This window comes from Stenotrophomonas bentonitica, assembly GCF_013185915.1.
Classification (GTDB): domain Bacteria; phylum Pseudomonadota; class Gammaproteobacteria; order Xanthomonadales; family Xanthomonadaceae; genus Stenotrophomonas; species Stenotrophomonas bentonitica.
In genome coordinates, this window is the sequence record NZ_JAAZUH010000001.1 from 1740627 (window position 1) to 1758731 (window position 18105).

Consider the following 18105-nt stretch of genomic DNA (forward strand, 5'->3'; position numbering starts at 1 on the left):
CGGCCGGGCCCCGGCGATTGGCCCGGCCGCCGCGAAGGTGCGAGAATCGCCGCCCCTTCCCTTGCTGGCCGGTGCCTTGGCGCCGCCCCCCTGACCGAGACTACGTGAAGACCCCCGAAAGCCTGCAGGCGCTGATCGAAGACGGCGTCATCGACGAGGTGCTGCGGCCGCTGAAGAGCGGCAAGGAAGCGGCCGTGTACGTGGTACGCAGCGGCGACGATGTGCGCTGCGCGAAGGTCTACAAGGACATGGCGCAGCGCAGCTTCCAGCAGCGCACGCAGTACCAGGAAGGCCGCAAGGTGCGCGGCAGCCGCGAGGCGCGCGCCGTGGGCAAGGCCAGCAAGTACGGCCGCAAGCAGCAGGAAACGGCCTGGAAGAACACCGAAGTGGACGCGCTGTACCAGCTGCGCGACGCCGGGGTGCGCGTGCCGGTGCCGTACGGCTATTTCCACGGCGTGCTGGTGATGGAGCTGGTGACCGATGCCGAAGGGTTCTCCGCCGCGCGCTTGGGCGAGGTGGAGCTGGAGCCCGACCAGGCGCGTGAGTTCCACCAGGTCCTGGTGCGGCAGGTGGTGCTGATGCTGTGCTGCGGCCTGATCCACGGCGACCTGTCGCCGTACAACGTGCTGGTGGGGCCGGACGGTCCGGTGGTGATCGATTTCCCGCAGGTGGTCAGCGCCGGCGGCAACAACGCCGCGCGCAGCATGCTGCTGCGCGATGTGAACAACCTCACGGCCTATCTGGGGCGGTCGGCTCCGGAGTTGCTGGACACCTGGTACGGCGAAGAGATGTGGGCACTGTTCGAGGCCGGCGACCTGCGGCCGGACAGCGAGCTGACCGGCACCTTCGTGCATGACGAATCGACCATCGACCTGGACAGCGTGCGCCATGCGATCAATGACGCGCGCGAAGAGGCGTTGATTCGCCAGCAGGGTCGGGAAGCTGCGGAAGAAATGGACGATTGAAAGGGTGCAGCCACGCAGGGCGTGGCTCTACCGGTTCCAACGTTCGCATTGCCACCCGCGGCCCGGTTTCAACGCCCGGATCACCACCCGCGGTAGAGCCACGCCCTGCGTGGCTGCGCGGAATCGAACGAATCAGCCATACAGCGCCTTCGCGTGGTGCGCGATGTGCTCACCGATGAAGCTGCTGATGAAGTAATAACTGTGGTCATACCCCGGCTGCAGTCGCAGCTGCAGCGGGTGCCCCGCCGCAGTGCACGCCGCCTGCAGCCACTGCGGCTGCAGCTGGCTGTCGAGGAACTCATCCCCGCCGCCCTGGTCGACCAGCAACGGCAGCTTTTCCGTCGCCGTGGCCACCAGCTCACTGGCATCCCACTGCGCCCAGCCGGCACGATCTTCGCCCAGGTACGCCGAGAACGCCTTCTGCCCCCACGGCACCCGGGTCGGCGCGACGATCGGCGAGAACGCCGAGACGCTGCGGTAGCGCCCCGGGTTGCGCAGCGCGATCACCAGCGCGCCATGCCCACCCATGGAGTGACCACTGATGCTGCGTGCATCGGTGGCCGGCAGGTGCGCTTCGATCAGCGCGGGCAACTCGTCCACGATGTAGTCGTACATGCGGTAATGCGCCGCCCACGGCTGCTCGGTGGCGTTGAGGTAGAACCCCGCGCCCTTGCCCAGGTCGTAGCCTTCCGCGTCGGCCACATCGTCGCCGCGCGGGCTGGTATCCGGCGCGACCAGGATCACCCCGTGCTCGGCGGCATAGCGCTGCGCACCGGCCTTGGTGATGAAGTTCTGCTCGGTGCAGGTCAGCCCGCTCAGCCAGTACAGCACCGGCAGCTTCTGCGTGGCGGCCTGCGGCGGCAGGTACACCGCCACCTTCATCTCGCAGCCCAGCACCGCCGAGCGATGCTGGTACACGTCCTGCCAGCCGCCAGAGGCGGCGCGGTGTTCAATGCGTTCCATGGAAGGCTCCGCCGGGATCAGAAGTGGACGACCGAACGGATCGACTTGCCTTCATGCATCAGGTCGAAGGCGTCGTTGATCTGTTCCAGTTCCATGGTGTGGGTGACGAACGGCGCCAGTTCGATGTCGCCCTTCATCGCGTCTTCGACCATGCCCGGCAGCTGGCTGCGGCCCTTCACGCCGCCGAACGCAGTGCCCTTCCACGAACGCCCGGTGACCAGCTGGAACGGACGGGTGGAGATTTCCTGGCCCGAACCGGCCACGCCGATGATCACCGACTGGCCCCAGCCGCGGTGCGCGCATTCCAGCGCCGCACGCATCACGTTGACGTTGCCGATGCACTCGAAGGTGTGGTCCACGCCCCAGGTGGTCTGCTCGACGATGACCTGCTGGATCGGCTTGTCGAAGTCCTTCGGGTTGATGCAGTCGGTGGCACCAAACTGCCTGGCCAGTTCGAACTTGGACGGATTGGTATCAATCGCGAAGATGCGGCCGGCCTTGGCCTGGCGCGCGCCCTGGATCACCGCCAGGCCGATGCCGCCCAGCCCGAACACCGCCACCGAATCGCCTTCCTGCACCTTGGCGGTGTTGTGCACCGCGCCGATGCCGGTGGTCACGCCGCAGCCCAGCAGGCACACGTGTTCCGGGTTGGCTTCCGGATTGATCTTGGCCAGCGAGACTTCCGCGACCACGGTGTATTCGCTGAAGGTGGAGCAGCCCATGTAGTGGTAGATCGGCTGGCCGTTGTAGCTGAAGCGGGTGGTGCCATCCGGCATCACGCCCTTGCCCTGGGTGGCGCGCACGGCCACGCACAGATTGGTCTTGCCCGAGGTACAGAACAGGCACTCGCCGCATTCGGCGGTGTACAGCGGAATCACGTGGTCGCCCGGCTTGACGCTGGTCACGCCCTCGCCCACTTCCACCACGATGCCGGCGCCCTCATGGCCGAGCACGGCCGGGAACAGGCCTTCCGGATCGTCGCCGGACAGCGTGAACGCGTCGGTATGGCAGACCCCGGTGTGGGTGATGCGCACCAGCACTTCGCCCTTCTGCGGCGGGGCAACGTCGATCTCGACGATCTTCAGCGGTTCGCCAGCGGCGAAGGCAACAGCGGCACGGGATTTCATCGGGAATACTCCAATACAGGGAACAGGATGCTTATTTCAGGTAGGAACGGATCAGCGCGCTCATGTCGCGCACGCGCTCGGCGCGCTGGTCGTCGGACTGTGCCGGCTGGCCGAATTCTTCTCGCAGGTGGGCTTCCATCACTTCGGACATCAGTCCGTTGACGGCACCGCGGATCGCGGCGATCTGCTGCAGCACCGGGCCGCACTCGGCGCCAGCCTCCAGCGCGCGGTCGAGCGCGTCGCACTGGCCGCGGATGCGGCGCACGCGGGCCAGGACCTTCTTCTTTTCTTCCGGAGAATGCGGCACGGCGACCCGACCAGAGAACTATACTGGGGGATAGTATACACACCTCGCCCACCGGCGCTGCACGAGGCCGTCACGGCGGACCGTGGATGCTCGTTCCACCCCACCACCTCGCGGACCGACGATGCCCGACGCCCCTACCTTCGTTGTCCGCGCCTTCGAGGCGAACTACACCGCCGCCGGCGCCGTCGAACGCATCCTGGCCCTCACCGTGGGCTGCGGCCAATGCGGCACCACCTCGTCCTGCGGCGGCAGCCAGCTGATCCACCTGCCCGGCGGCGCCCTGTTCCGCTGTGAGAGCTGCGGCTCGCACCAGGCGATCAGCCACGCGCGGCTGGATGCCAGCAACGTGCCGGCTGCACCGCGCGCCGCCTTTACCCCGATGCACAACCGCGCACCGGTGGTAACGCTGCGTTCCTGAGCGGCATGGCCAAGCCATCCGGTTCGCGCCTCGTTGTCTACGCCGCGCTGGTCGGCAACCTGTGCATCGCCATCGCCAAGTTCATTGCGGCCGGCATCTCCGGCAGCTCGGCGATGCTCAGCGAAGGCGTGCATTCGCTGGTGGACACGCTCAATGAAGTGCTGCTGCTGTACGGACTGCACCGGGCCGACAAGAAGCCCGATACCGTGCACCCGTTCGGTTACGGGCGCGAACTGTATTTCTGGAGCTTCATCGTCGCGCTGCTGGTATTCGCGGCCGGCGCTGGTGTCTCGGCGTATGAGGGCGTGCTGCATATCCGCAATCCCGAGCCGGCCACCAACCATGCGCTGAGCTACACGGTGCTGGGCATCGCCTTCGTGTTCGAAGGTGTCTCATGGTGGGTGGCACTGCGCGAGTTCCGCGCCACCAAGGGCAACATGGGTTACTTCGAAGCGTTCCGGCGCAGCAAGGACCCGGCCACCTTCACCGTGCTGCTGGAAGACAGCGCCGCCCTGCTCGGCCTCGCGTTCGCTGCCGCCGGCCTGGCCGCTGCGCAATGGTTCGACATGCCAGAGCTCGATGGCGTTGCCTCGCTATGCATCGCCGGCGTGCTGGCGGTCACCGCGTTCCTGCTGGCGCGCGAGACCAAGGGGCTGCTGGTCGGCGAACCCGCCCACCCCACCGTGGCCCGGCGCATCCTGGCGGTGGCCAACACAGACCCCGACCTGCGCAACGCCAACGGCGTGACCACCATGCAGATGGGACCGGAGCAGGTGGTGGCCATGCTCAGCGCGGAATTCGAGGACGACTGCACCACCCCGCAGATCGAGGCCTGCATCACCCGTATCGAGCAGGCGGTGAAGGCCGAATACCCGGAGCTGGTGGCGCTGTTCGTGAAGCCACAGACCCCCGAAGTGTTCCGCGCGCGCCGCGCAGCGCTGGGCGACCCGGGATGAAGCGTTCAGTTGGCGCCACGCGGTAGCGCGCGGCGTCTTCATGGCCATTACACGCGATCAGATACTCTACCCGGCCTCCGCTTGCCCCCGGCCCACGAGCTCCCCTTGAACGTAACGGATCCTACCGACCACCACCGCCGGCGTGATACCGAACGCGTGGAGATGGCGCTGGCCGCCGGCGCCATCGTGGGAACCTGGTTCTGGGACATTGCCAACGACCGCGTCACCGTGGACGACGGCCTTGCCCATGCGTTCGGCCTGGATCTCGCGGCCACCCAGCGCGAACTGCCGTTGAAGCAGATCCTGCGGTCGGTGCATCCGGACGACCATGACGGACTGGTCGAAGCGATCAATGGCGCCATGGCATCCGGCGGCCGCTACGCGCATCAGTACCGCACCCGCAATGCCGACGGCGAGTACCACTGGCTGGAGGCCATCGGCCGGGTCGACCTGAACCCGACCGGGCAGCCGCTCGGTTTCCACGGCGTGCTGATCGACATCGACGAGCGCCGCCAGGTCGAAGCCGAGCGCAACCAGGCGCAGGCGCTGCTGCGCTCGTTCGTGGAAGCCGCGCCGGGGTGGTGTATGCCAAGGACCGCCAGGGCCGCCTGCTGATCGGTAACCACGGCACCACCGAGCTGATCGGCCTGCCACCTGACCAGTACGTGGGCCGCACCGATGCCGAGCTGCTCAACGACCCCGCCCAGGCGGCGGCGGTCATGGCGGCCGACGAGCGGATCATGGCCAGCGGCCACTCAGAACAGCTGGAGGAAGCCGTGAGCTTCCCCGACGGCCGGCGCGCGCACTGGCTGTCCACCAAGGCCCCCCTGCGCGATGCCGACGGCAACGTGGTCGGGCTGATCGGCACCTCGCTGGACATCACCGCGCGCAAGGACGCCGAGGCGCGCCACCAGGAGATCGAAGAACGCTACCGGCTGGCCGCGCGCGCCACCAACGATGCGATCTGGGACTGGCGCATGGCGGATGGCCAGGTGATCTGGAACGAGGCACTGGCCACGCTGTTCGGCCACACGACCATGGAAACCGATGCGCAGTGGTGGCTGAACCATATCCATCCCGACGACCGCGCCGGGATCGACGCCGACATCCACCAGGTGATCGAAGGCGACGGCACCACCTGGTCGGGCGAGTACCGCTTCCGCCGTGACGATGGCAGCTACGCCTCGGTGCTGGACCGTGGCGCGGTGCTGCGCGGCGCGGACGGCGAGCCGCTGCGCATGATCGGCGCGATGCTCGACCTGACCGCGCGCAAGAGCGCTGAAGCGGCGCTGGCCGAGAGCGAGGAGCGCCTGCGCTTTGCCACCGACGCCGGCGACATGGGCTTCTGGGACGTGGACCTGGTCAACGATCTTCTGATCTGGCCGCCGCGTACCAAGGCAATGTTCGGCATTTCGGCCGACGTCGAAGTGCACATGCAGGACTTCCTTGACGGCCTGCATCCGCTGGATCGCGAAGCGACCCTGGCTGCGTTCGCCGCCGCTGCCGATCCGGCGCAACGCGCGGTGTATGACGTGGAGTACCGCACCGTCGGCAAGGAAGACGGCGTGGTGCGCTGGGTGGCCGCCACCGGTCGCGGCCATTTCGAAGGCGAGCGCTGCGTGCGCGTGGTCGGCGTGGCGATCGAGGTCACCGCGCGCAAGCAGGCCGAAGCGCGCCTGCAGGAATTGAACGAACACCTGGAAAGCCGCGTGGCCGAAGAAGTCGCGGAGCGCACCCGGGTGGAAGATGCGCTGCGCCAGAGCCAGAAGATGGAAGCGGTGGGCCAGTTGACCGGCGGCATCGCGCACGACTTCAACAACATGCTGGCGGCGGTGATCGGTCCGTTGGACCTGCTGGCCATGCGCCTGGGCGAAAGCGATCCGCTGGTCACCCGCTACATCGACATGGCCATCGACGGCGCCAACCGCGCTGCGCAGTTGACCCAGCGATTGCTGGCATTCTCGCGGCAGCAGCCGCTGCAGCCGGTGCCGGTGGACGCCAACCGACTGGTGGCCGGCATGGCGGACCTGTTCGCACATTCGCTGGGCGCCAGCATCCGGCTGGAGACCTCGCTGGCCCCCGACCTGTGGCTGACCTTCGCCGATGCCAACCAATTGGAGAATGTGATCCTCAACCTGGCGGTCAACGCGCGCGACGCGATGCCCGGTGGCGGACGACTGGCGGTGGAAACCTGCAACTGCACGGTAGATGCCGCCAGCACCGAGACGCACCCGGGCGTTCCGCGTGGCGAGTACGTCCTGGTCGCCGTGTCCGACACTGGCGCTGGCATGTCGGCGGAGGTGATCGCCAAGGCGTTCGATCCGTTCTTCACCACCAAACAGGTTGGCCAGGGCACCGGACTGGGGCTGTCGCAGGTGTACGGCTTCGTGAAGCAGTCTGCGGGGCACGTGAAGCTGTGCTCTGCGGTGGACGAGGGCACGACCGTGAAGGTGTACCTGCCGCGCCTGTTGGCGGAGGCGCCAATCGCGGAGGCACCTGTGGTGAACGGGTCGCCGCTGCCGAATGGCGGTCGCGAACTGGTTCTCGTGGTGGAAGACGAGCCGGCCGTACGGCAGTTTTCGGTCGAGGCGCTCACCGCGTTGGGGTACGACGTTTTGTCCGCCGAAGGTGCGGCACCGGCCTTGGCACTGCTGGACGGCCACCCCGACATCGCGCTGCTGTTCACCGACGTGGTGATGCCCGAGGTCAACGGCCGCGAGCTGGCCGACGAGGCGCTGCGTCGGCGTCCGGATCTGAAAGTGCTGTTCACCACCGGCTACAGCCGCAATGCGCTGGAGCGCGACGGGGTGATCGATCCGGGCGTGCAGGTCATCGGCAAGCCGTTCAGCGTGGAGACGCTGGCGTCGCGGGTGCGGGCGGTGTTGGAGGCGCGGTGATGTTTCTTTCTGCCACGCAGGGCGTGGCACTACCGGGACAGGGCCGCTGACAGTTCCAGGGACGGTAGGAGGCCGAAGGTGCGGTGGTACATGCCGGCGAAGCGGCCCTGGTCCCATACGCCGAACTGGGTGCAGATGCTGGTGACCGTGTCGCCGGGGCTGGCTTCGCGCAGCGCCTTGCGGATCACGTGCAGGCGTTCGAGCATGTAGTACTGCTGCGGGCCCATGCCGAAGGCTTCGTCGAAGGCGCGGTTCAACGAGCGCTGCGAGGTGCCGGCACTGAGCATCAGGTCGCCGATCACCGCGTCGCCGCGAATGGCCTTGTGGATGTGGTCGAGGCTGCGCCGGATGATCTCGTTGCGTGGCACCGGCGGGCGCCCGCGCGAGCGCCGCACCGCCTCGGGATTGTCCAGCACCATGCAGCGCAGCAGCGCGTGGATGACCTGCCCGCTGAAGGCCTTGCGCACGCTGGACGCCTGGAACAGCGTGGGATCTTCCAGGTCGATCCTCAGCGCGCGCGTCACCAGGGTGACGATTTCGGTAATTTCCACGCGACCGATGTTGACCGTATGGGTACGCGCCACGTGCTCATCAAACAGCCCTGCCACCTCGCGTGCGCGCTGCACTACGGCGCCCGCATCCATGCTCAATCCCATGAAGCGCGAGATCCTGCGCGTGTGACCATGGATCTCGGCGAGCGGCGGAAACCAGACGAACAGATCTTCGGAGGTATCCTGCCCCTGCATGGCCGTGTCACTGCCGGGCAGCGCAATGTAGGCGAGGTAACGGTCGGCATGGTTCAGACCGTTGTAAACGCCGGTCGCACCGTCGCGGCCCAGCGAGGCGGTGACCTCGCCCGCGTCCAGCATGTGCAGGATCCACTCGCCCTGGTTGGGCGACAGCGCGCGCAGGATTCCATCCACCCCGGCGAAGGCGTCCGAATAGGCCTCGAAATCCTTGAACCTCAGCAGCGGCATGGGCGTCGCCGTGATCGGGAGGAAGGTCCTGCACGTGCCGGTTGCCAGGCGCTGCCTGTCGGGGGCGGTCAAGCCCCGGGGCCGACTGTGCCACATCCAGTCCCCCCGGGGTATTGGCCCTGGGTCACATATCAGGGCATCGGATCGGCCGGAACGCCTTCATGGCTGATCTTGACCGGGAGGACATGTCCCTGCGCGTCGAAGGACATGCGCTCGATGGCGGTGACCCGGTGGTCGCGCGCTTTGTCGCCCAATGGACGGCGGTGATAGACGATGTACCAGTTGTCGCTGCCCGGGGCATGGATCACCGAGTGGTGGCCGGCGCTGGTGGCGATGGCGGGGTCCTGCTGCAGGATCCGTCCGATGCGCTTGAACGGCCCGGTGGGCGCGTCGGCGATGGCGTACGCCACGGAGTAGTCCGGCTGGCCCCAACCGCCTTCGGACCACATGAAGTAATAGCGGCCGTCGCGCTTGAACATCAGCGAGCCTTCCACGTACTCCGGTGCGGGAGTGATTTCCTTGAACACGGTGCCGTCGGCGAACGGCAGCACGCCGGTGAAGTCATCTTTCAACCGCACGATGTTGGCGTGCTTCCAACCGCCATAGAGCATGTACCAGCTGCCATCGTCGTCCTTGAACACGAACTGATCGATCGGCTGCGCGCCATTGTGGAAGGCGCCCACCAGCGGCTTGCCGAGCAGGTCGCGGTACGGGCCTTCGGGCTTGTCGGCCACGGCCACGCCGATGCCGCCGAGCTCCTGGTCGTTCTTGATGTCATTGGCGGAGAAGAAGAAGTAGTACTTGCCGTCCTTTTCGACCACCGAGGGCGCCCACATCGCCTCACGCACCCACGACACCGCTTCCATCTTCAGCACGTCGGGGTGCTTCTTCCAGGTCACCAGGTCCGAGGAGGAGAACGCGTCGAACGAGGTCTGGTCGGCGTACTCGCGCGAACTGGTGGGGAATATCCAGTACTGGTTGTTGAACACCGCCGCTTCCGGGTCGGCGTACCAGCCCGGCAGGATCGGATTGCCCGACATGGCCGGCGCGGCGGCCGGTGCTGCGGGGGCTGCTGCGGCCCCGAATGAAACCATTGCCGCCACCGCGGCGGCGATCAAGGTATTGCCGAACGTCATGCCCTGCCCTCCCGAACTGGTCGATGAGGGCTGAGTTTAGATCGATTTAAGCGGCCACGGGTCTACGCAGTCCTCAAAAGCGATAGACGAAGCCCAGCCGCAGCCCGGCGTCGGTGAAGTTGACGTTGCCGGTGAAGCTGGTCTTGTCGGCGTCCGCTTCGATCCGCGTGTAGGTGTAGTCCAGGCTGAAACCGGCACGCTCCCACGGGAACCACTCCACCCCGGCACGCCCGAAGTAGATGTCGCCGTCGATATCGTCGACGCTGATGGTGAAGTAGCCGACATCGGCGGACAGGCGCCAGTCGTCCAGCGGGGTCCAGCGCCAGCCACCGCCGATCATCGGCGCCGGTACGTCGGCGGAGACTTTGCTCTTCGCGGACGCGCCGCCCTGGTTGCCACCCACGTCCACGTCCAGGTCGATGCCCAGTTCCATGCGGTACCAGATCAGGCCGACGCGCGGGCCCAGCGCCCAGCTGCTTTCGTTGGCCGCCCACCAGGTATACGAGGCCTCGTAAGCGTCGACGTCGACGTCGGTACGGATGCGGCTGGAGGCTTCGTACAGGGTGCCGTCGAACTCGATGTCGCGCTCGATGGTGCGCGTGGCGTCGGCGCTCTGGGTGTAATAGGAAACGGCGAATTCGTGGTTCTCCCACGGTCGCCAGGTGAACCCGACGTTGGCGATCAGGTTGTCGTCACCCAGGCCGAGGTCGCGATGCAGATCGATGTCGGTGCCGCGCCTGCCTTCACCGTCGGCGCGGATCTCGGTATCGAACGAGGTGATGTAACCACTGATGTGCGCGCTGAAGGTGTCCAGCGGTTCCACCGCATGGGCCCGCGGTGCGAACGCAAGCAGGCCGGTGACGGAGGCGCAGAGGGCGATGGCGGTTCTGCGGAACGGCAGGGAGAGCGACATGGTGGATCTCCGGGTAGGCCGGTCTCGGACCGAAACCTCGGTGTCCGCCCGGTGAGGCCATGGTTACTCCGTTGCCATGGATTTGAAAGATGAATTCACGCAGAAGGGGGCAGTAAATCTACGTAGCCCCATGGGGTGGGGTATCGTGCGCGCATGGACTTCCTGGTCAACATCGACGTCGACGATCTCGATGCCGCGCTGTCGTTCTACACGCGCGCCTTCGACCTGCGTCCTGGCCGTCGCTTCGGCGCCAACGGCGTGGAACTGCTCGGTGGACCTGCCCCGATCTACTTGCTGGTGAAGCCTGCCGGCAGCGCGGCCACGCCGCAGGTGCGCGACCGCCGCGATTACCGCCGGCACTGGACGCCGGTGCACCTGGACTGGGTGGTGGACGATCTGGATGCCGCGCTGGCGCGCGCAGTCGCCGTGGGTGCACGCGTTGAGAAAGCACCGGCCACCCACGCCTGGGGCCGCATCGCCCTGCTCGCCGACCCCTTCGGCCACGGCTTCTGCCTGCTGCAGTTCCTGGGGCGCGGCTACGACGCGATCTGCGACGCGTAGCCGTCGCGCAGCATGTCCACGAACGCGCGCAGCGCCGAGGACATCTGCCGCTGGCGCGGGTAGTACAGCACCCAACCGGCGAACGGTTCGCTCCAGTCCTGCAGCACCGCCACCAGCCGACCGTCTTCCAGGCAGGGCCGCGCCGCATCTTCCAGCACGTATGCCAGGCCCAGGCCATCCAGCACCGCCTGCAGGATGGTGTGCTGATCGCCCAGCGTCAGTCGACCCGGCACGTCGATGTCCAGCGCCTGGCCGTCGCGCTCGAACTGCCACTTGTACAGGTGCCCGCTGGCGAAGCGGAAGCGCACGCATTCGTGGTCGACCAGCTCGCGCGGATGCTGCGGAACGCCGCGCTCGCGCAGGTACGCGGGCGAGGCCACGATCAGGCCGCGCAGCGGCGGCCCCAACGGCACCGCAACCATGTCTTCGGGCACGAACTCGTGCAGGCGCACGCCGGCGTCGTAGCCCTCGGCCACGATATCCACCAGCCCGTCGTCCTGCGCCACCTCCAGCCGCACGTCCGGGTGCGCGCGCAGGAAGCTGGCCAGGCGCGGACCCAGCTGCGTGTGCACCGCTGCGCGGGTCGCATTGATGCGCAGCAGCCCGGCCGGCGCCGCGCGGAAGTGGTTCATTTCCTCCAGCGCGTCGTGCACCTGTCCCAGCGCCGGCTGCAGCCGGTCGAGCAGGCGCTGGCCGGCCTCGGTCAGGGCAACGCTGCGGGTGGTGCGGTGGAACAACCCCACTCCCAGGCGCTCTTCCAGAGCGCGGATCGCGTAGCTCACCGCCGAAGTGGAAAGCGTCAGCTCTGCCCCGGCGCGGCGAAAGCTGCGGTGCCGCGCCACCGCAGCGAAGGCGGCCAGGTGGGTGAGGTTGTCAGTGGCCACGATTGTGCAGTCTGCCTTGATGAATCATGCCGATATCCGGACTGTATACCCATCCGATCGGGGCGTATTGTAAAGCGCCTTTCCACAAATCCCAGGATACCCCCATGTCCCTTGCCCATGGCTATGCGGTGCACGACCAGACCGCGCCGCTGGTGCCGTTCTCCTTCGAACGCCGCCCGGTGGGCGCCGGCGATGTCCGCATCCAGATCCTCTACAGCGGCATCTGCCATTCCGACCTGCACCAGGCCCGCGACGATTGGGGCGGTTCGAAGTTCCCGATGGTGCCGGGCCATGAAATCATCGGCCGCGTCACCGAGGTCGGTGCCGGCGTGACCGGGCTGAAGGTCGGCGACTTCGCCGGCGTCGGCTGCATGGTCGACTCCTGCCGCCACTGCGAAGCCTGCGACCAGGACCTCGAGCAGTACTGCCACAACGGCGCCACCTTCACCTACAACAGCACCGAGCGCGAAAGCGGCAAGCCGACCTACGGCGGGTATTCGGACCACATCGTGGTCGAGCAGCGCTTCGTGGTGAAGGTGTCCGAGAAGCTGGACCTGAAGGCCGCCGCACCGCTGCTGTGTGCCGGCATCACCACCTACTCGCCGCTGCGCCACTGGAAGGTCGGCCCCGGCCAGAAGGTCGGCGTGATCGGCCTGGGCGGCCTGGGCCACATGGGCGTGAAGTTCGCCAAGGCGATGGGCGCCACCGTGGTGATGATCACCACCACCCCGGAAAAGGGTGCCGACGCCAAGCGCCTGGGCGCCGATGAAGTGCTGGTCTCGCGCGAGCCGGCGCAGATGAAGGCCCACGCCGGCAGCTTCGACTTCCTGCTCAACACCATTCCGGTCAGCCACGACACCAACCCGTACATGTCGCTGCTCAAGCGTGACGCCACCATGTGCCTGGTCGGCGTGCTGACCGAGCTGGATCCGCCGCTGATGGGCGCCAGCGTGATGTTCGGCCGCAAGCACATCACCGGTTCGGCAATCGGCGGCATGGCCGAAACCCAGGAAATGATGGACTTCTGCGCCGAGCACGGCATCGTCAGCGACGTGGAAGTGATCGACATCAAGACCGTCAACGAAGCCTGGGAACGCATGGCGAAGAACGACGTGCGCTACCGCTTCGTGATCGACATGGCGACGCTGGCCGCGTAAAAGAAAAACCCCGGCAATGCCGGGGTTTTTTCTGTAGTGCCGGCCGCTGGCCGGCAACCTCAATAAGCAAACTGCTTGAACACCGGGTCCACGCTCTGGCCCCATTCCCCGTGGTACAGCGCGAGCTTGCGCTCGGCCGGGGTCAGGCCCGAGTCCACGATCTCCTGCAGCACGTCCAGGAAATGGCTTTCATCCTGGCCGTCGGCATTGCGCGCCGCACGGCGCTGCAGGCCGGCCACCGCGATCTTCAGCGCCTCGCGCGCCAGGTCGCGCACGGTGCCGTTGCGGAACGGCAGGTTCAATGCCTGCTTCGGCACGCCGTCACGCAGTGCGTGGCGTTCGACCAGGCTGAAATCGCGCACCAGGTCCCAGGCCGCATCCAGCGCCGCGTCGTCATACAGCAGGCCCACCCAGAACGCCGGCAGCGCGCACAAGCGGCTCCACGGACCGGCGTCAGCGCCGCGCATTTCCAGGTACTTCTTCAGGCGTACTTCCGGGAACGCGGTGGTCATGTGGTCCGACCAGTCGCGCAGGGTCGGCAGCTGGCCCGGCAGCACCGGCAGCTTGCCCACCATGAAATCGCGGAAGCTCTGCCCGCTGGCATCGTGGTACACGCCGTCGCGGTAGGAGAAGTACATCGGCACGTCGAGCAGGTAATCGACGTAACGCTCATAGCCGAAGCCGTCTTCGAACACGAAGTCGAGCATGCCGGTGCGGTCGGCGTCGGTGTCGGTCCAGATGTGCGAGCGGTAGCTCAGGTAGCCGTTCGGCTTGCCTTCGGTGAACGGCGAATCGGCAAACAGCGCGGTGGCGATCGGCTGCAGCGCCAGCGACACGCGGAACTTCTTCACCATGTCCGCTTCGGTGGCGTAGTCCAGGTTGACCTGCACCGTGCAGGTGCGGGTCATCATGTCCAGGCCCAGCGAACCGACCTTGGGCATGTACTCGCGCATGATCCGGTAGCGGCCCTTGGGCATCCACGGCATCTCCCCGCGCGTCCACTTCGGCTGGAAGCCCATGCCGAGGAAGCCGAGCTGCAGCTCCGCAGCCACCTGCGCCACTTCATTGAGATGCGTGCCGGTTTCCACGCAGGTCTGGTGGATGCTCTCCAGTGCCGCGCCAGACAGCTCCAGCTGCCCGGCCGGTTCCAGCGTGACCGAGGCGTTGTCGCGCAGCAGCGCGATGGTGCGGCCGTTCTCCTGCACCGGCGCCCAGCCGAAGCGGGTCAGCCCGGTCAGCAGCGCTTCGATGCCGCGCTCGCCGTCGAAGGTGGGCGGGCGCAGGTCGTCCAGGCGGAAGCCGAACTTCTCGTGCTCGGTCCCGATGCGCCACTGCGCCTTGGGCTTTTCGCCGGAGGCCAACGTGGCGACCAGTTCGTTGCGGTCGGTGATCGGCGTCTCGGCGACGTGGCTGGGGCTCGACAAGGGGGGGCTCGCAGGGATTCTGGTCAGGACGGGGATGGGGGGCTCGGTACCCCGCATCGCAAGGCCGCACTATATCGTGGCCGTTCCAGCCGTCGCGTCACCGTGACGGTTTTCTGCATCCTATCGGGAACCCCTTGACGCGCCTGGATCAGGCGACGGGCGCGTCCGGTGCCGGCGCGTTGAGGCCGAGCCAGCCGCCGATGATGGCGCGCGCTTCGTCCACGCCCTGGCGGGCCGGACCGGAGAAGGTCTGCACGCTCACCGTGTCGCCGAAGGCGGACTGCAGTTCCTTGCGCACCTTCTGCAGGGCGATGCCCTGCTGGCCACGGCCGAGCTTGTCGGCCTTGGTCAGCAGCGCGTGCGCCGGCAGCCCGCGCCGGACCGCGTAGGCCAGCATCTGGCGGTCGTAGTCCTTCAGCGGGTGGCGGATGTCCATCACCACCACCAGGCCACGCAGTGCCTCGCGGGTGCGGAAGTACTGGTCGATGAAGGCCTGCCAGTGGGCCTGCAGGTCCAGCGGCACCTTGGCGTAGCCGTACCCGGGCAGGTCGACCAGCTTGGCCTCCGGGGTGACCTCGAAGAACACCAGCTGCTGGGTGCGGCCGGGGGTCTTGGAGACCCGGGCCAGGCTGTTCTGGCGGGTCAGGGCGTTGAGGGCACTGGATTTGCCGGCGTTGGAGCGGCCGGCAAAGGCCACTTCGGCCCCCACGTCGTCCGGAAGTTGCCGGATATTGTGGGCCGAGAGCAGGTAATGGGCGCGTTCGAGGAGCAATGACATGCGCATAGGATCGCACGCCACCGGTTTTGCCGCACTGCCGCGTTGACCCTGGCGTGAAAGCGCATGGATAATCGGGCGATCCCCGCGTGTGCATCCTGCACATGCCAGGCCGGTCCACACGGAGCTTCCGCATGCGCCATGCTCGCGTTCTTGCCGTTTCCGCTGTTGCTGTATCGCTGTTGGCCGCTGTTGCGGTCGCCCAGACCGCCGTGACCCCGCTGCCGGACAACGCACCGGTGCGCACGGCGTCGCTCGAAGTCGATTTCAGCAAGACCACCTGGGGCGACCCCAAGGCGGGCCAGGCCAAGGCAGCCGCCTGCGCGGCCTGCCACTCGGCCGACGGCAACGCCACGGTGGAGATGTACCCGAGCATCGCCGGGCAGAGCGAACGCTACGTGGCCCAGCAGATCGCGCTGATCGCCAACGGGCAGCGCACCTCCGGGGCCTCGGCCGCGATGGTGCCGTTCGTACAGGACCTCACCCCGCAGGACATGCGCGACATCGGTGCGTATTTCGCAACGCAGAAGGCCAGCGCCGGCCTTGCCGACGACAGCGCGGTTGGCGAAGGTCCCTACAAGGGCATGAAGTTCTTCGAGATCGGGCAGCAGCTCTATCGCGGCGGCGATGCCCAGCGCGGCATTCCGGCGTGCATGGCCTGCCATGGACCCACCGGTGCCGGTAATCCGGGCCCGGCCTACCCGCACATCGGCGGCCAGCATGCGTCGTACGTGGCGCGGCGGCTGCAGGAGTACCAGGCCGGGGTCACCCAGGAAACCGACAAGGCGCACTTCCAGATCATGGCCAGCATTGCCAAGTCGCTGACCGAGCAGGAGATCCAGGCGCTGGGCAGCTACCTGCAGGGCCTGCACAACCGCGCCGACGACGTGGCTGCGGCGGCCCCGCGGGCAGGCGCGACGCAGTAAGCCTGGTCCTGTACCGGGACCGATGACAGATGCACCCCGCCCCGGTGGCGGGTTATGTTCACCACCACGCCGGCACTGGGCCGGCGTTGTTTTTTCCGATGGAGAGGGATGTAGATGTCGCTGATGCCCCGTTTGATGCTGTTGCTGCTGGCCCTGAGCCCCCTGTCGGCCCTGGCCGCGCCCGCCCCCGTCACGCTGGTGGAAGGCGAAGACTACGAGGTCATCGCGCAGCCCGGCCCGTTCGCGCCGCTGGCCGGCAAGATCGAAGTGGTGGAGATGTTCGGCTACACCTGCCCGCACTGCGCGCACTTCGAGCCGACCCTGGAAGCCTGGACGAAGAAGCTGCCCAAGGACGTGCGCTTCACCCCGGTGCCGGCCGCCTTCGGCGGTGTCTGGGACTCCTTCGCCCGCGCCTACTACGCCGCCGACCAGCTGGGCGTGGCCAAGCGCAGCCATGCGGCCATGTTCGACGCTCTGCACGAAAAGGGCTCGCTGCCGATGCAGAACGTGTCGCCGGACGAACTGGCGGGCTTCTACGCCGCCTATGGGGTCAAGGCCGATGCCTACACCGCCGCGCTGAAGAGCGACGCGGTGGAGCAGAAGATCAAGTACGCCCGTGCCTTCGCCCAGCGCACCAAGGTGCCGGGCACCCCGGCGCTGCTGGTCAACGGCAAGTACCTGGTCAAGGGCACCTCGTTCGACGACATGCTGCGCAATGCCGACGCGCTGATCGCCCGCGAGCGCCTCGCCAAGGCTCGCTGAACCGTCACACCCCCTGCACGCGGCGCCCCGGCGACCGCGTGGCATCATGCCCCCCTGGCTGGCGCTCGACCCGCCGGCCCCACCATGCCCCTGCTGGAGTCGCTTCGATGAAGACCCGTTTCGCCCTCATGCTGATGGCCCTGCTGCCGATCCTTGCCGCCTGCAAGGCCCAGGACGGCACCGCCAACACCGCCGCCCCGACTGAACCGGCCACCCCGGCCACCGCGCCGGCCGCCGAAACCGCGCCGGGCCAGACCGAAGCGACCCCGACCGAAGCCGCCCCGGCCGCCAGCGGCGAAACCGCCGCCGCCGAGACCGCTGCCGCCGAAGCCACCACCCCGGCGCCGGCCCCCGCCTCGTCGCAGCCGGTGGGTCCGGCCCCGGTCGAAGGCACCGACTACGTGGTGATCGCCAACGGCGCACCGTTCGAACCGGCCACCGGCAAGATCGAAGTGGCCGAAGTGTTCGGCTTCGTCTGCCCGGCCTGCGCCGCGTTCCAGCCGCTGATCGGGCCGTGGAAGGCCGGCCTGCCGAGCGACGTGAACTTCGTCTACGTGCCGGCCATGTTCGGCGGTACCTGGGACAACTACGCCAAGGCGTTCTACGCCGCGCAGGCGCTGGGCCTGGAAGACAAGACCCATGAAGCGCTGTACAAGGCGATCCACGTCGACCAGAGCCTGAAGGGCGAGCGCGGCCGCGATACCCCGGAAGAAATCGCGGCGTTCTACGCCAAGCACGGCGCCAACCAGAAGCAGTTCCTGGCCGAAATGTCCGGCTTCAACGTGACCAACAAGACCAACAAGGCCAAGAAGTTCGCCCAGGACACCCAGATTTCCGGCACCCCGTCGGTGATCGTCAACGGCAAGTACCTGGTCAAGGGCAAGAGCTTCCCCGACATGCTGCGCATCGCCGATCACCTGATCGCCCGCGAACGCGCCGCCAAGGGCAATTGAGTTT

19 protein-coding genes are annotated in these 18105 nt (G+C 67.3%); 10 read left to right on the forward strand and 9 right to left on the reverse strand.

What is annotated here, in order from left to right; all coding sequences use genetic code 11:
• Window positions 1–104 precede the first annotated feature (104 nt).
• Complete coding sequence (locus tag HGB51_RS07680) at window positions 105–965, forward strand: PA4780 family RIO1-like protein kinase (RefSeq protein WP_070208907.1); 861 nt, start codon at window positions 105–107, stop codon at window positions 963–965.
• Between the two features lie 132 nt (window positions 966–1097).
• Here HGB51_RS07680 and fghA read toward each other — a convergent pair whose 3' ends face one another.
• Genes fghA through frmR form a run of 3 tightly spaced genes read right to left on the reverse strand, consistent with a single transcriptional unit; the run spans window position 1098 to window position 3362 of the window.
• Window positions 1098–1928, reverse strand: a complete 831-nt coding sequence (gene fghA / locus HGB51_RS07685) for an S-formylglutathione hydrolase (RefSeq protein ID WP_070208908.1) — start codon at window positions 1926–1928, stop codon at window positions 1098–1100.
• Window positions 1929–1945: 17 nt separating this feature from the next.
• Window positions 1946–3055 (reverse strand): S-(hydroxymethyl)glutathione dehydrogenase/class III alcohol dehydrogenase, encoded by a 1110-nt coding sequence (locus HGB51_RS07690; RefSeq protein WP_070208909.1) that lies wholly within the window; start codon window positions 3053–3055, stop codon window positions 1946–1948.
• Between the two features lie 31 nt (window positions 3056–3086).
• Window positions 3087–3362, reverse strand: a complete 276-nt coding sequence (gene frmR, locus HGB51_RS07695; RefSeq protein WP_070208910.1) for a formaldehyde-responsive transcriptional repressor FrmR — start codon at window positions 3360–3362, stop codon at window positions 3087–3089.
• A 121-nt stretch (window positions 3363–3483) separates the two neighbouring features.
• On the opposite strand from frmR, the gene HGB51_RS07700 reads away from it, so the two are divergent.
• From HGB51_RS07700 to HGB51_RS07710, 4 genes are all read left to right on the forward strand, one after another.
• Complete coding sequence (locus tag HGB51_RS07700) at window positions 3484–3780, forward strand: hypothetical protein (RefSeq protein WP_070208911.1); 297 nt, start codon at window positions 3484–3486, stop codon at window positions 3778–3780.
• A 5-nt stretch (window positions 3781–3785) separates the two neighbouring features.
• The gene (locus tag HGB51_RS07705; RefSeq protein ID WP_070208912.1) at window positions 3786–4736 is read left to right on the forward strand and encodes a cation diffusion facilitator family transporter; all 951 of its coding nucleotides are present in this window, start codon (window positions 3786–3788) and stop codon (window positions 4734–4736) included.
• 105 nt (window positions 4737–4841) lie between these two features.
• Complete coding sequence (locus tag HGB51_RS20165) at window positions 4842–5351, forward strand: PAS domain-containing protein (protein ID WP_216666721.1); 510 nt, start codon at window positions 4842–4844, stop codon at window positions 5349–5351.
• The gene (locus HGB51_RS07710) at window positions 5315–7633 is read left to right on the forward strand and encodes a hybrid sensor histidine kinase/response regulator (protein WP_141739273.1); all 2319 of its coding nucleotides are present in this window, start codon (window positions 5315–5317) and stop codon (window positions 7631–7633) included. The genes HGB51_RS20165 and HGB51_RS07710 overlap by 37 nt, the downstream gene beginning before the upstream one ends.
• A gap of 29 nt (window positions 7634–7662) precedes the next feature.
• Here HGB51_RS07710 and HGB51_RS07715 read toward each other — a convergent pair whose 3' ends face one another.
• The 3 genes from HGB51_RS07715 to HGB51_RS07725 all read right to left on the reverse strand — a co-directional run bounded on the left by HGB51_RS07715 (window position 7663) and on the right by HGB51_RS07725 (window position 10659).
• The gene (locus tag HGB51_RS07715) at window positions 7663–8610 is read right to left on the reverse strand and encodes an AraC family transcriptional regulator (protein WP_171966774.1); all 948 of its coding nucleotides are present in this window, start codon (window positions 8608–8610) and stop codon (window positions 7663–7665) included.
• A 131-nt stretch (window positions 8611–8741) separates the two neighbouring features.
• Complete coding sequence (locus HGB51_RS07720) at window positions 8742–9746, reverse strand: glycoside hydrolase family 43 protein (protein WP_070208447.1); 1005 nt, start codon at window positions 9744–9746, stop codon at window positions 8742–8744.
• 73 nt (window positions 9747–9819) lie between these two features.
• Window positions 9820–10659, reverse strand: a complete 840-nt coding sequence (locus tag HGB51_RS07725; protein ID WP_070208446.1) for an outer membrane protein — start codon at window positions 10657–10659, stop codon at window positions 9820–9822.
• Between the two features lie 153 nt (window positions 10660–10812).
• On the opposite strand from HGB51_RS07725, the gene HGB51_RS07730 reads away from it, so the two are divergent.
• Complete coding sequence (locus tag HGB51_RS07730; protein WP_070208445.1) at window positions 10813–11220, forward strand: VOC family protein; 408 nt, start codon at window positions 10813–10815, stop codon at window positions 11218–11220.
• Here the strand turns inward: HGB51_RS07730 and HGB51_RS07735 are convergent.
• The gene (locus HGB51_RS07735; protein ID WP_070208444.1) at window positions 11196–12104 is read right to left on the reverse strand and encodes a LysR family transcriptional regulator; all 909 of its coding nucleotides are present in this window, start codon (window positions 12102–12104) and stop codon (window positions 11196–11198) included. The genes HGB51_RS07730 and HGB51_RS07735 overlap by 25 nt on opposite strands.
• 104 nt (window positions 12105–12208) lie before the next feature.
• Here HGB51_RS07735 and HGB51_RS07740 point away from each other — a divergent pair, with 104 nt between their 5' ends.
• Window positions 12209–13261 (forward strand): NAD(P)-dependent alcohol dehydrogenase, encoded by a 1053-nt coding sequence (locus HGB51_RS07740; protein ID WP_070208443.1) that lies wholly within the window; start codon window positions 12209–12211, stop codon window positions 13259–13261.
• A gap of 59 nt (window positions 13262–13320) precedes the next feature.
• Here the strand turns inward: HGB51_RS07740 and HGB51_RS07745 are convergent, their stop codons facing one another.
• Both HGB51_RS07745 and yihA read right to left on the reverse strand, forming a co-directional pair.
• Complete coding sequence (locus HGB51_RS07745; protein ID WP_070208442.1) at window positions 13321–14685, reverse strand: glutamate--cysteine ligase; 1365 nt, start codon at window positions 14683–14685, stop codon at window positions 13321–13323.
• Between the two features lie 148 nt (window positions 14686–14833).
• The gene (gene yihA / locus HGB51_RS07750; protein ID WP_070208451.1) at window positions 14834–15463 is read right to left on the reverse strand and encodes a ribosome biogenesis GTP-binding protein YihA/YsxC; all 630 of its coding nucleotides are present in this window, start codon (window positions 15461–15463) and stop codon (window positions 14834–14836) included.
• A 131-nt stretch (window positions 15464–15594) separates the two neighbouring features.
• Between yihA and HGB51_RS07755 the strand changes: the two genes are divergently transcribed.
• From HGB51_RS07755 to HGB51_RS07765, 3 genes are all read left to right on the forward strand, one after another.
• A complete protein-coding gene (locus tag HGB51_RS07755; protein ID WP_070208441.1) occupies window positions 15595–16386 on the forward strand; it encodes a c-type cytochrome in 792 nt (263 codons plus the stop codon).
• A 114-nt stretch (window positions 16387–16500) separates the two neighbouring features.
• Window positions 16501–17148 carry a thiol:disulfide interchange protein DsbA/DsbL gene (locus HGB51_RS07760; protein ID WP_070208440.1) on the forward strand — a complete coding sequence of 216 codons (648 nt, stop codon included), beginning with the start codon at window positions 16501–16503 and terminating at the stop codon, window positions 17146–17148.
• A 107-nt stretch (window positions 17149–17255) separates the two neighbouring features.
• The gene (locus tag HGB51_RS07765; RefSeq protein ID WP_070208439.1) at window positions 17256–18101 is read left to right on the forward strand and encodes a thiol:disulfide interchange protein DsbA/DsbL; all 846 of its coding nucleotides are present in this window, start codon (window positions 17256–17258) and stop codon (window positions 18099–18101) included.
• Window positions 18102–18105: the final 4 nt, after the last annotated feature.